Raw genomic sequence first — 12,435 nt, 5'->3', positions numbered from 1 at the left:
CTCGGAAGTTATCCTTTAATCCGTTTTCTTCTTTTTCGAGGTAAAATTTGTTACTGATTTCGTATCCTCAATGGTATCATTTACGAATGCCATATCTTGATTTTTGGCTTTCATATTCGTCGTTCCTTTGTAATTGCCCTTATGAGTCTGATTTTCCATAAGCTTGCCTCCTCAAATTTTAGATGCTTGTGTGCACAGCTTAAGCCAGCGCCAACATAGTATTTCCGCAGCGCGGCTTATCATTCTCAGAAGTGACTATCTTGCGGCGAGGCACAAATACAATATCGTTTAGGGGTATAAAACGGGTTAAAAACAAACGTCTGTTCAAATACAGGTTTTATAGGTTTTCACAACTTACAATGCTTTTATTGTTCAGAAAACCGTCTTCATTTGCCAAGGAAGCCATCAAATGCCGTTTAGGCTTGACGGATGGCACTTTCAAAGTAGGTGACGCTGGGGTATAATAGCTGGAGTTGTTTACTTTCGGGAAAATAGGGGTGTCTTATAGCATGGCATTGAAAGCAGGAATAGTAGGTTTGCCCAACGTCGGCAAATCAACATTGTTTAACGCAATAACGCAAGCAGGAGCAGAATCTGCCAATTATCCTTTTTGTACAATAGATCCTAACGTTGGTGTTGTTGAAGTACCGGATGAGCGTTTGGACAAGCTGGTTGAGCTCGTTGTTCCTAAGAGCATCGTGCCTACAGCGTTTGAGTTTGTCGATATTGCCGGCTTGGTTGCTGGTGCAAGCAAAGGCGAAGGATTGGGCAATAAATTTTTGGCGCATATCCGTGAGGTAGACGCCATTGTTCATGTGGTTCGCTGCTTCCAAGATGATAACATTACTCATGTATCTGGCAAGGTTGATCCAATTAGCGATATTCAAACGATTAATTTGGAGCTTATTTTGGCGGATATTGATTCGGTTGATAAAAAGATTGAACGCTCCCGTAAAAACCTTAAGGGCGGAGACAAAAAAGTTGCTCAAGAAATCGAAGTGCTTGAACGCATCAAGGAAGCGTTGTACAACGATAAGCCTGCTCGCAGCCTTGAGCTGAGCGATGATGAGAAGCTGCTTGTTCGTGATTTGCATTTGCTGACAATGAAGACGGTATTGTATGCCGCTAACGTGAGCGAAGACGAGGTTTCAAATTCAGACGGCAATGAGTACGTACAAAAAGTACGCGAATTCGCAGCTGCTGAAGGTGCTGAAGTTGTGCCAATCAGCGCGAAGGTTGAAGCTGAGATTGCTGAGCTTGAAGGCGAAGACAAAGAAATGTTCCTTGAGGAGCTTGGCATGTCGGAGTCGGGCTTGAACCGTTTGATCAGTGCAGCTTACAAGCTTCTTGGCCTATACACTTACTTTACAGCCGGTGTACAAGAGGTTCGCGCATGGACGATTCGCAGTGGAACAAAAGCGCCGCAGGCGGCTGGCGTTATTCATACCGATTTCGAACGTGGATTCATTCGTGCTGAGGTTGTTTCCTTTACAGATCTTGCAGCTGCGGGTTCGATGGTAGCGGCTCGTGAGAAGGGGCAAGTTCGTCTTGAGGGCAAAGAATATGTCGTTCGTGATGGCGATGTTATCCATTTCCGTTTTAACGTGTAAATATTAGGGGAATAATAGAGCCCTGTAAGTGCAGCTTTGCGCTTACAGGGTTTTGTTGCAATCAGGATTCATGCTGGATGCTCAGTAACCAATGGCGGTTGCCTGGCATATGAAGATTGAAGCGGTTCGTAAAAATGGGCATGATTAGCTGGCTGTAAATCGAAACCAGCAGTCGATAGAAACTCGATGATATGGTATAATGAACATTATCCTAATGGAATAAACAGAGGTGAATGATCGTGTTTGACCGTTTACAAGCACTCGCAGACCGGTATGAGAAGCTGAGTGAGCTATTGTGTGATCCAGATGTATCCAGTGATCCCAAGCGGCTTAGAGAGCTTTCCAAGGAGCAGTCGGATTTACAAGAGGCATATGATGCCTTTACGGAATATAAACAAGTTACCGAGCAGCTGGACGACGCTAAGCTGATGCAAGCTGAGAAACTCGATGACGAAATGCGTGAAATGGTTAAAATGGAAATCGACGAATTGAGCAAACGCCAAGCTGAGCTTGATGAGCAAATTCGTATCGTTCTATTGCCGAAGGACCCTAATGATGACAAGAACGTTATTGTCGAAATTCGTGGTGCGGCTGGCGGAGACGAAGCAGCATTGTTCGCATATGAGTTATATCGTATGTATACAAAGTTTGCTGATGCACAAGGCTGGCGTGTAGAGCTAATGGATTTCAGTGAGAACGACGTTGGCGGATTTAAAGAGGTAATCTTTATGATTACGGGCAAAGGCGCGTACAGCAAGATGAAATTCGAAAGCGGCGCTCATCGCGTACAACGGATTCCAGTAACGGAATCAGGCGGCCGTATTCATACATCAACATCTACGGTAGCTGTTATGCCTGAGGTTGAGGATGTGGAGATTGAAATTTTCGACAAGGATATTCGCGTGGATACGTTCTGTTCCAGTGGAGCGGGCGGTCAATCCGTTAATACGACGAAATCCGCGGTACGTGTATTGCACGTTCCAACCGGCATTATGGCGACTTGCCAAGATGGCAAATCACAGAATGAGAACAAAGCGAAGGCACTTGCCGTGCTTCGTGCACGTATCTCTGATGTTCGCCGTCAAGAGGAAGAAGCAAAGTATGCGGGCGAGCGTAAGAGCAAGGTTGGAACGGGAGATCGCAGCGAACGTATTCGCACATACAATTTCCCGCAAAGCCGTGTAACGGATCACCGTATCGGATTAACGCTTCATAAGCTGGATTCAGTGATGAACGGCGATTTGACAGAGGTTATTTCCTCCCTGACGATCGCAGAGCAAGCTGATCTTATGGAACGTGAAATGGCTTAACAAATTTGCGCTGGGTCGCTGGTTGCTTACAATAAGCAATCAGTGGTCTGGCGTTTTGTTCCGTTTGGGGAAGCGAAGGCAAGGCAAGTGGTCGTGTGGAGCACATAAATAGATCGGGCATGGCAGTGAATTATAGTCGAATGTGCTGTTAGCTGTGAGGCAGTAATAGCAAAAGAGTGGCTATAGTTGCTGCATGAAGGAGAAGGAAGTTACTTTAAAGTGGGAAGGGCGATGCAGGGATGAGCAAGCATTCGGAGGAGCAATGGTTTGTTGCGCCATTAACATTGCGGCAAGCTTGCATGCAAGCGACAGCGATTTTGCAATCGGAAGCGGTGGAAGAGCCGCGCAACAATGCAGAGCTTCTGCTCATGCATTTGCTGAATATGGATCGAGCGGCATTGCTGCGTGATGGCAGTGATTTATTTCCTGCAGAGCGGTTAGCAGAATGGGAAGGCCTCATACGTCGTAAGGCTGCTGGGGAGCCTGTTCAATATATTATAGGTGAGCAATGGTTTTATGGGCGGCCATTTACAGTCTCGCCTGCTGTGCTCATTCCGCGTCCGGAAACAGAGCTGCTCGTCGAGGCTGTGCTTGAAGCAGCTGATCTTATTTGGCCCCCTGCGCTGATTGCAGGGGATATGCAGCCGCCGACGATTGTCGACGTCGGCACAGGCAGCGGCGCCATCGCCGTGACGCTAGCTTCGCAGCGTCACGCATGGCGCGTATGCGCGTCCGATCTATCGCCGGACGCGCTGGCAGTCGCCCGCACGAACGCGATCCGCCATGAGGCGGCGGATCGGTTGACATTCGTGCAGGGCGACCTGCTCATGCCATTTGTACATGGGCATGAGCAGGGTGAACTGCAGCACGGCGAGCTTCGCATCGACGTGCTTGTATCCAATCCGCCGTATATACCGGCGGCGGATATGTTARAGCTGCAGCGCGAAGTTCGCGACTATGAGCCGCATCTCGCGCTGGAAGGCGGGCCGGACGGGTTGATCCCGTACCGGCGCATGCTGGAGCAGCTTCCGCTGCTCGCGCAGATGCCTCGCATCGTCGCATTCGAGCTCGGCATGGGCCAGCCTCGCATCGTTGCCGACATGATGCGCGAAATGTCCCAATGGGACGACATTCGAATCATCAGTGACTACGCTGGAATCGAGCGCCATGTCATTGCAACGAGGAGTTAACTTCGCTTGCAGCAAAAGAGGCTTCCCCAAAAGTAGATTAATCTACTTCGGGAAAGCCTCTATTTCATTTAAAGCAGCCATTTTCAAGCAGCAGCCTGACTGGGCTCAGTAAAATAAATCTATTTTCTAGATTTTTTTCGCTGTAACCCATCACTTAGCGCTTTTTCTCCGATTTTATCCGCTCACACTTATTCCGGCATCATACCGGTGCTTATCGCAAGACGGTTCCACCCGTTGATCGTAATAATAGCCATAATAATCTCGCCGACTTGTTTGCTCTCGAAATATCGGGCAACTTCTTCATATACCGCATCGGGTACATGCTCCTTCGTAATGACTGTGACAGCCTCCGTCAAAGCGAGTACCGCTCGCTCCTCTTTCGTAAAGTAAGGCGTATCGCGCCAAGCGCTCAATGCATAAATACGCTGCTCAGTCTCGCCCAAGCTTCTAGCGTCTTTTGTGTGCATATTAATGCAGAAAGCACAGCCATTTATTTGCGATGCGCGAATTTTAATCAATTCTAGCAGCTGCTTGTCGATGCTCGTAGTGCCTAGGTATTTTTCCAATCCGCTCATTGCCTGATATGCAGCAGGTATTTCTTTTGCTATTTGGACTCTTTCTGTCATGTTCCTCATTCTCCTCTATGTTCTAATTATTTGCTTTCATCCTCTAAGACAAAACACAGTTATCGGTTGTGACAGAAGGCTGAAAATTTTTTTTATTTAGTCGTCTTTGTTTAGTCATGCTTTAGTCATCCTGTGTTAGCGATTGGCGGTTCGTAAATTTTCAAATGGTCATTCGATCCGAACATGCTTCAGCTTATCAGGGTTCAAGATGACATAAATCCGCTCAACCTTCTGCCCTTCCTCATCGAGCCGAAAGCTGATCACACTTCTTGGCATACCGGCTTGGTTAACGACGACACCAGCTTGTCCGTTCACGTCAGCGAATTGATGGCCATCTCCCAAGAAGGTCTTCGGAATAACACCCTTCAAAAAGGCGATGACTCTTTCTCTGCTAATAATAGCGAAAATAGCTGCACGTACCTTGCCTCCTCCATCGGAGACAAGAATCGCTTCTTCGGACAAAAGAGAAATCAATTTCTCGAAATTTCCAGAGGAAGCTGCTTCCATGAAGGCAACAGTGAGGGTCTCGGCTTTATCCGTGTTCATGGGTAGCATCGACCTATCTTCCTGAAGTTTCTCTTTGGCTCGGCTGTATATTTTACGACAGTTTGCTGTCGTTTTATGTAAGCATGAAGCAATATCCTCATAATCGTACTGAAGCGATTCTCTTAAAATAAACACAGCCCGCTCAACGGCTGTGAGCTGCTCAAGCATGACAAGCAGCGCGTAGGAAATCTCTTCATGCTCCGCATAAATTTCAGCAGGGTCTTGTTTTACGGTGCTGACGTCTGGTTCGGGCAGCCACTGTCCAACATATACTTCTTTTCTTTTGCGAGCGGATTGGCTGAGATTGATCGAGCGGTTAGTGAGCATTCGAACGAGATAGGCCTTCTCATTTTTAATTTCACTAGGGTCCAAAAGGCTGTAGTCTGCAAACACATCCTGGACCAAATCCTCGGCCTCGCTGAATGTGCCAAGCATCCGATAAGCAATGGAATGGAGCAGCGGTCGATACGCTGCATAAGTATTTTGGAAATCCATTCTTCATCCATCCTTCTCATTTATTGAAAATAGTATAACTTGCTAGAAGAGCGTCTGCGATAAGATAAATAATAGATAGATTGATAGGTTTATATATTAAGCATAACGGACATAATGACGGATAGATACGTTCCGGAACGCAAGCAGACGCACTGACGGGTGCGACGAGAGGAGCTTGTGTTATATGTCCAGCCATTATTCTATTCATTCCTATTCCAATATTTCTAAATCCGCTCATTCTAATTCGGGTAAGTCTAATAAATTTGTTTATCGCAAATCATATGGTTTTATTATTTTTGCACTTATCATTTTAATTATGAGCTGGGAAGCTCAGCAAATGGATGCTGCGGTTGCAGGCGGAGAAATTCCGCAGGAAGCCATTCGCCTTCGTATTTTAGCCAATTCCGATAATCCTGCTGATCAAGTCGTGAAACGTCTTGTCCGGGATGAAATCGTTAAAGCGATGAATAGCTGGGTGACGGGACCTCAGACGATTGAGGAAGCACGTCAGACGATTCTCGCCAATATGCCTGAAATTGAACGCATTACAGCAGAAGTGCTAAAGAGCCGCGGCTTTGAATATGGCTCATCCGCAGAGCTTGGAATGGTACCGTTCCCGACAAAAATGTACGGCAATCAAGTTTACCCTGCTGGCGACTATGAAGCCCTTCGTATTACACTTGGTGAAGGCGGCGGACAAAATTGGTGGTGTGTATTGTTCCCGCCGTTATGTTTTATCGATGCTGTAAGCGGTGAAGCATCAGCAGCAGCTGGAACAGAGACAGAGCAAGCATCAGTTGTGAAATCGAATAGTGCAGCGGCTAAGACAGCTTCCTTAGCAGCAGCTCCAGCAGATACTCCTTCCCAAGGCGAAGCGCCGGAAGCAAAATTTTTTATTTGGGAAATGATCGAATCTTTTATCAATTGGATTAAATCATTGTTTTCATAAGAAACGACAGCTGCACCTTTGAATGTAAAGGTGCAGTTGTCGTTTCTGCTTGTTTGCGGGTGCTTATGCTATAATAACGAATGAATGAACAATTTCAATTAAGAGCAAGGATTGAAGGATAGAGATGACTAAAACAAATGTATGGCGCGTAAAGCAGGCTCATGATTCTCAGCTGCGCGAACAATTATCGGAAGCTGCCAGCCAATTAAGAGAAGGCGGTATTATTGCTTTCCCTACGGAGACGGTTTATGGGCTTGGCGCGGATGCTCGCAGCTCGGCGGCGGTTGAGCGGATATTCACCGCAAAGGGACGTCCATCGGACAACCCTCTCATTGTGCATATTGCGGGTCGCAAGCAGTTAGATGAGCTGGTGCTGCCGTATTCGGAGCTGGCTTCATCGTTGATGGAACAGTTTTGGCCAGGGCCACTTACCATTGTACTGCCCGTTCGTGAGGATGCGTTATCGCCGCTCGTAACGGCTGGACTGTCTACCGTTGGTATTCGAATACCGGATCATAGAACAGCGCTTGCGCTGCTTGAGATCGCAGATTGTCCAATTGCTGCACCAAGCGCCAATCGTTCTGGAAGGCCAAGCCCAACACTTGCTGAGCATGTGCTGGAGGATCTGGATGGGCGGATCGATGGTCTTGTTGATGACGGTGCAACAGGCGTCGGCCTGGAATCTACTGTAATTGAGCTTGCTGGCGAGCATGGCATTCGTATTTTGCGGCCAGGCGGCATTACGCGCGAAGCGCTTCAAGAAGCGGCACCCCATGCGTTGATTGATAGTGCCTCGATAGAAGAACCGGAGTCGGCTCCGCGATCACCAGGCATGAAATATACTCATTATGCGCCACAAGGGGAGCTTGAGCTTGTGCAAGGACATTTTGAAGCTGTCGCAGCTTACATTCAAGATCAAGTAGAAGCTGCAAAGATGCGCGGCGAGGTAACTGGCGTACTTGCTTTCGAAGAGAGATTGAATCGCTACGATGCAGATCATGTTTTCTCATTAGGCAGCGAGGCGGAGCTTGGCACAGCAGCGCATCAGCTTTATGCCGCATTGCGTGATTTTGACGGGGCAGGCGCTCAGCGTATTTGGGCAGAGGGCTGCACGGAGCATGGGATCGGCGCAGCGCTTATGAATCGGTTGGCCAAAGCGGCTGGAAACCGAATTATTCGTGTATAGAAAGTGTTCTAAGGGGAACGATCATTTTTGAAACTGAATTAGCTTGAAACCGCACTAGTATGTTTGTCCTCATGTCCGCATATGTTTGGTAAAGACTACAAGCGGACATGGGGGAGATAGGCTGTGATTGAAGCACAATTACAAGCTGGACAGTTTTTGACGCTGCTTATTATTGCGGTGGCACTCAGTCTAGACGCATTTTCTCTTGGGCTCGGCATAGGGCTCAAAGGCATAAGGCTGCGAGATATTTTGAAGCTGGGCATTGTAACTGCGTTGTTTCATATGATCATGCCGCTGGCAGGTATTTTTACAGGTCAATACGTGGGCTCCTTGCTTGGAGATGTAGCCACGACTGCGGCAGGCATTTTGCTAGTGCTGCTCGGCGGACATATGATTTATAGCTCGCTGCGCGGCGAGGCGGTTCAATCTTTTGACCATAAATCTTTTTGGGGCTTGCTCGTGCTTTCGCTTAGCGTCAGTATCGACTCGTTCTCAGTAGGCATTACGCTTGGGATGTTCGCTGCAAACATGTTGATGACGGTTTTACTTATCGGTCTGCTCGGCGGGCTGATGTCGATATGTGGTTTAATGCTGGGGCGTAAAGTCAGCGGTCAGCTTGGCGAATATGGCGAGGCCATAGGCGGAGGAATTTTGTTCGTGTTCGGCATCTTGTTTATCTTTTAGAATATAAGTAAGAAAGCAGAACAATATTGCAGTCTTATTTTAAATTTCAAGTCAAAGCTGCTTTAGCATCTAAGGAACGCTGCAGGTGTTTTCGCTTAATCGTTGAACAGCTTGGAATAACGTGCAAAAAGGAGTTGGCAGTGTGAAACGTATTTTATTTGTATGTACAGGCAATACATGCCGCTCACCGATGGCAGAGGCTATGCTTCGCCGAATGGCTGCTCTGAGAGGGATCACCGTAGCCGTTCGCTCCGCAGGCATATCTACTATTGATGGACTGCCTGTGTCAGCTCATGCTGTGGAGACTCTTAGGCAGCGGGACATCGAGCATAAGAGCACGTCGCTGGCGCTGACGAGCGAGGCGGTTGGTTGGGCTGATATTATTTTGACAATGACGGTCAATCATAAGCGCGGTTTGCTGCAATGGCATCCCGAAGCGGTCGACAAAATCTATACGTTAAAGGAATATGCAAATCAAGACGCTCAAGTGCTCGCGGATATTGAGGAGCTGGAGCAGCTCTATACAGAGCTTCATATGAAGCAGGCGCTTGGCCAACAGCTGACGACTGGCGAGAGAAGACGATTGCTTGAGCTGGAGCGTCGCATACCGAGCTTTGACATCGTTGATCCTTTTGGAGGCTCGCTTGCTATATACAGCAGCAGTGCTAACGAAATAGAGGACGCGCTCGTCAAACTGCTGGACAAGCTTGCCAAAAGATAAGTATTCAGGGTTGCAGAAGTCATTTTTGCTCCCGTTCGATTGATTTTTGCAGCTGTATAAGATATAATAAAATGACAATATACGGTTTCCGATGTAACTGGCGACGGAAGTGGGTAACCACGGTGGAGCATCGGAATATACGGCCGGTCGCCTGGGCAAAGAGCAGCATGCTAATAAGCATGTCTTGCTCTTTTTTCGTCTTTTTGGGCAAAAATAGGTATACTAGCACTGTGATGTTTCATTTCTAAGGAGGTCTTTTGCGTTGAAAATTGCTATTGGTGCTGACCATGCAGGTTATCGTTTGAAGGATGAAGTTGTACCGTTTCTTCAATCGCTTGGTCATGAAATTGAAGATCTTGGTTGCAACTGTGACCAATCCGTCGATTATCCGGACTATGCATTGCCCGTATGCGACCTTGTTACGAGCGGCAAAGCAGAGCGCGGTATACTCATTTGTGGAACAGGTATCGGCATGTCGATTGCGGCTAATAAAGTACGCGGCATCCGCTGTGCGCTTGTGAATGATATGTTCTCAGCCAAAGCCACTCGGGAGCATAATGATACTAATGTTTTGGCGCTTGGGGAACGAGTGATCGGTCCTGGAGTGGCACTCGAAATTATTCGCATATGGCTTGAAACGCCGTTCTCAAATGGAGAACGTCATGTCGGTCGTGTTAGTAAAGTGAAACAAATTGAAGAACAGTACAGCAGCCAGTCCTAATTAGGGGGCATTCGCAATGAACGTAGACGAAAACGTACAGCTAGGAAGCATTGCAGAACAGGTTGAGCAAATTGTTCGGGAACTGGCAGCGGCAGGCAAGCTTGGTATGAGTCAGCTGCTAGTAATCGGTGTAAGTACTAGTGAGGTGCTTGGTCATCGCATCGGGACTTCGGGCACCATTGAAACGGCTGCACAAATTTACGCAGGCGTTGAAGCGGTTCGCAGCGAAGTTGGCTTTATTCCCGTTTATCAATGCTGCGAGCATCTGAATCGCGCGCTTGTCATTGATCATGCTTCCGCAGAACGATTGGGGCTTGATATTGTAGGTGCAGTGCCAGTGCCTAAAGCGGGCGGTTCCATGGCAGCCTATGCCTATCGTCAGCTGAAGGAACCTTGTTTGGTGGAAACGGTGCAGGCGCATGCGGGCATCGATATTGGTGATACGTTTATCGGTATGCATTTGAAGCGGGTGGCTGTTCCCGTTCGTCCGACGATTCGTGAAATTGGCGGAGCGCATGTCACGATGGCTATCACAAGGCCAAAGTTAATAGGCGGCTCCCGAGCAGTATACGAGCTTAGCGAGAATCTAACGGTAGAGCAATCTGCTGGAACTTGCGAATAGTTGATTTATAGCCATAATTTTTTGATTTTCAGCGTCTAAAGGACACCGAAGACGTTTTTGCTTGATAAAGGGTATCTAATTTGAGGAGGAATTTAATCATGGAAAATTTGCGCAAACAAGACCCAGAAGTATTGAAAGCTCTAGGACTAGAACTTACTCGTCAACGTGACAATATCGAGCTTATCGCATCCGAGAACATCGTTAGCGAAGCGGTATTGGAAGCTATGGGAAGCGTTTTGACGAACAAATATGCAGAAGGTTACCCAAGCAAACGTTTCTATGGCGGTTGTGAGCATGTTGACATCGTTGAGGATATTGCCCGCAACCGTGCGAAAGAGCTTTTTGGCGCTGAGCATGCGAACGTGCAACCACACTCCGGCGCACAAGCGAACATGGCTGTTTACCTTGCAGCTTTGCAGCCTGGCGACACTGTGCTTGGTATGAATCTAGCACATGGTGGACATTTGACACACGGCAGCCCTGTTAATGCATCTGGATTGCTTTATAACTTTGTTGCATATGGTGTACAAGAAGATTCCTTCACTATTGATTATGAAGAAGTTCGCAAGCTTGCTTTCAAGCACCGTCCTCGTTTGATCGTTGCAGGCGCTAGTGCGTATCCGCGCACAATCGATTTCGAGAAGCTTGGCAAAATTGCTAATGATGTAGGCGCATTGTTTATGGTTGATATGGCTCACATCGCTGGTTTGGTTGCTGCAGGCCTTCACCCGAGCCCAGTGCCTCATGCGCATTTTGTAACAACTACAACGCACAAAACCCTTCGCGGACCTCGCGGCGGTATGATCCTTTGTCGCCAACCTTGGGCTGCTGCGATTGATAAAGCAGTTTTCCCAGGCTCGCAAGGCGGTCCTTTGATGCATATTATCGCTGCTAAAGCAGTAGCTTTCGGCGAGGCGCTTCAACCTGAATTCAAGCAATACGCAACCCAAGTTGTTAAGAACGCTAAAGTTCTTTCGGAAGAGCTTGTTGCAAAAGGCTTTAATATCGTATCTGGCGGAACAGACAATCACTTGATGCTGCTCGACACACGCAATCTGAACATTACAGGAAAAGTAGCAGAACATGTGCTTGATGAAGTAGGCATTACGGTTAACAAAAATGCCATTCCGTTTGATCCAACAAGCCCGTTTGTAACATCCGGTATTCGTATTGGTACACCTGCAGCGACAGCTCGCGGCATGGAAGAGAACGCAATGAAGGTTATTGCTGAGGTTATTGCACTTGTGCTTAACAGCCCTCAAGATCAAGAGGTGCTCTCCAAAGCGCGCGGCATGGTTCGTGATCTTACGGCACAATACCCACTTTACCCTGGCATGACTTACTAATCATAAATATATTATTAATAAAAAAAGACCTATTTGTGCATATGCATGAATAGGTCTTTTTTTGATTATATGCCGTGCATAAATAATATATCTAAAAAAAATAATACAGTTTGAAGCTGCTTAGAATAAATAAGCAAACGTCAATGTTGAAATGAAAAAACGTTCATTTTGCACGACCGAAAAATAATAATTAAATATAATGGTCGTTATTATTTATGTTATAGTATAAATACCGAAAAAACACGTTATATATTCGTGGAATATATATGTAATTTAAATTAAAATGGAAATATAAAGGATTTTCAATTTAATCTGTATTTTTAAGTATTAGTGCTATTTTTGTAAATAAATGACTGTAAAAAAATTAAAGTGAAATATTATTAAAATAATTAACTGAATAAACGCTGTACAGCATTAACGCAACAGAAT

Annotated in this window: 13 protein-coding genes and 1 riboswitch; of the genes, 10 read left to right on the top strand and 3 right to left on the bottom strand. The window is 46.7% G+C overall.

Translation table 11 applies throughout. The features are described from left to right. Positions 1–15: 15 nt before the first annotated feature. Positions 16–159 carry a hypothetical protein gene (locus AC1DPK_RS31170; RefSeq protein WP_179089742.1) on the bottom strand — a complete coding sequence of 48 codons (144 nt, stop codon included), beginning with the start codon at positions 157–159 and terminating at the stop codon, positions 16–18. 350 nt (positions 160–509) lie between these two features. Between AC1DPK_RS31170 and ychF the strand changes: the two genes are divergently transcribed. The 3 genes from ychF to prmC all read left to right on the top strand — a co-directional run bounded on the left by ychF (position 510) and on the right by prmC (position 4,110). Next, positions 510–1,610 (top strand): redox-regulated ATPase YchF, encoded by a 1,101-nt coding sequence (gene ychF / locus AC1DPK_RS31165; RefSeq protein ID WP_076266277.1) that lies wholly within the window; start codon positions 510–512, stop codon positions 1,608–1,610. A 239-nt stretch (positions 1,611–1,849) separates the two neighbouring features. After that, positions 1,850–2,920 (top strand): peptide chain release factor 1, encoded by a 1,071-nt coding sequence (gene prfA / locus AC1DPK_RS31160; protein WP_076266276.1) that lies wholly within the window; start codon positions 1,850–1,852, stop codon positions 2,918–2,920. A 239-nt stretch (positions 2,921–3,159) separates the two neighbouring features. Next, positions 3,160–4,110 carry a peptide chain release factor N(5)-glutamine methyltransferase gene (prmC, locus tag AC1DPK_RS31155; RefSeq protein ID WP_477512677.1) on the top strand — a complete coding sequence of 317 codons (951 nt, stop codon included), beginning with the start codon at positions 3,160–3,162 and terminating at the stop codon, positions 4,108–4,110. Between the two features lie 188 nt (positions 4,111–4,298). On the opposite strand, the gene AC1DPK_RS31150 is transcribed toward prmC, so the two are convergent. Both AC1DPK_RS31150 and AC1DPK_RS31145 read right to left on the bottom strand, forming a co-directional pair. Then, positions 4,299–4,736: a carboxymuconolactone decarboxylase family protein gene (locus AC1DPK_RS31150; RefSeq protein ID WP_339205421.1), complete on the bottom strand. Its 438-nt coding sequence runs from the start codon at positions 4,734–4,736 to the stop codon at positions 4,299–4,301. Between the two features lie 168 nt (positions 4,737–4,904). After that, entirely contained in the window at positions 4,905–5,777 is an 873-nt protein-coding gene (locus AC1DPK_RS31145; protein ID WP_477512676.1) for an RNA polymerase sigma-70 factor, read from the bottom strand. 184 nt (positions 5,778–5,961) lie between these two features. Here AC1DPK_RS31145 and spoIIR point away from each other — a divergent pair, with 184 nt between their 5' ends. The 7 genes from spoIIR (at position 5,962) to AC1DPK_RS31110 (ending at position 12,006) form a co-directional block, all read left to right on the top strand. After that, positions 5,962–6,726, top strand: coding sequence for a stage II sporulation protein R (spoIIR, locus tag AC1DPK_RS31140; RefSeq protein WP_477512675.1), 765 nt, complete (start codon positions 5,962–5,964; stop codon positions 6,724–6,726). Between the two features lie 124 nt (positions 6,727–6,850). Next, positions 6,851–7,912: an L-threonylcarbamoyladenylate synthase gene (locus AC1DPK_RS31135; protein WP_477512674.1), complete on the top strand. Its 1,062-nt coding sequence runs from the start codon at positions 6,851–6,853 to the stop codon at positions 7,910–7,912. A gap of 123 nt (positions 7,913–8,035) precedes the next feature. Beyond that, positions 8,036–8,596, top strand: a complete 561-nt coding sequence (locus AC1DPK_RS31130; RefSeq protein WP_076266270.1) for a manganese efflux pump MntP — start codon at positions 8,036–8,038, stop codon at positions 8,594–8,596. 142 nt (positions 8,597–8,738) lie between these two features. Continuing rightward, complete coding sequence (locus AC1DPK_RS31125) at positions 8,739–9,317, top strand: low molecular weight protein arginine phosphatase (protein ID WP_076266269.1); 579 nt, start codon at positions 8,739–8,741, stop codon at positions 9,315–9,317. Positions 9,318–9,400: 83 nt separating this feature from the next. Further along, positions 9,401–9,481, top strand: a riboswitch (ZMP/ZTP riboswitch). Positions 9,482–9,579: 98 nt separating this feature from the next. Then, positions 9,580–10,038 carry a ribose 5-phosphate isomerase B gene (rpiB, locus tag AC1DPK_RS31120; RefSeq protein WP_076266268.1) on the top strand — a complete coding sequence of 153 codons (459 nt, stop codon included), beginning with the start codon at positions 9,580–9,582 and terminating at the stop codon, positions 10,036–10,038. A gap of 16 nt (positions 10,039–10,054) precedes the next feature. Next, entirely contained in the window at positions 10,055–10,660 is a 606-nt protein-coding gene (locus AC1DPK_RS31115; RefSeq protein WP_477512673.1) for a TIGR01440 family protein, read from the top strand. Between the two features lie 98 nt (positions 10,661–10,758). Next, positions 10,759–12,006 (top strand): serine hydroxymethyltransferase, encoded by a 1,248-nt coding sequence (locus AC1DPK_RS31110; RefSeq protein WP_339205415.1) that lies wholly within the window; start codon positions 10,759–10,761, stop codon positions 12,004–12,006. The last annotated feature ends 429 nt before the right edge of the window (positions 12,007–12,435 follow it).

The organism is Paenibacillus sp. 01T424 (assembly GCF_056398745.1).
This window is presented reverse-complemented; position numbering and strand designations above follow the sequence as displayed.

Excerpts from the sequence above, each read along its gene's own strand:
- AC1DPK_RS31170 (WP_179089742.1), bottom strand. The coding sequence starts at position 159 with ATGGAAAATCAGACTCATAAGGGCAATTACAAAGGAACGACGAATATG.
- ychF (WP_076266277.1), top strand. The coding sequence starts at position 510 with ATGGCATTGAAAGCAGGAATAGTAGGTTTGCCCAACGTCGGCAAATCA.
- AC1DPK_RS31150 (WP_339205421.1), bottom strand. The coding sequence starts at position 4,736 with ATGACAGAAAGAGTCCAAATAGCAAAAGAAATACCTGCTGCATATCAG.
- AC1DPK_RS31145 (WP_477512676.1), bottom strand. The coding sequence starts at position 5,777 with ATGGATTTCCAAAATACTTATGCAGCGTATCGACCGCTGCTCCATTCC.
- spoIIR (WP_477512675.1), top strand. The coding sequence starts at position 5,962 with ATGTCCAGCCATTATTCTATTCATTCCTATTCCAATATTTCTAAATCC.
- AC1DPK_RS31135 (WP_477512674.1), top strand. The coding sequence starts at position 6,851 with ATGACTAAAACAAATGTATGGCGCGTAAAGCAGGCTCATGATTCTCAG.
- AC1DPK_RS31115 (WP_477512673.1), top strand. The coding sequence starts at position 10,055 with ATGAACGTAGACGAAAACGTACAGCTAGGAAGCATTGCAGAACAGGTT.
- AC1DPK_RS31110 (WP_339205415.1), top strand. The coding sequence starts at position 10,759 with ATGGAAAATTTGCGCAAACAAGACCCAGAAGTATTGAAAGCTCTAGGA.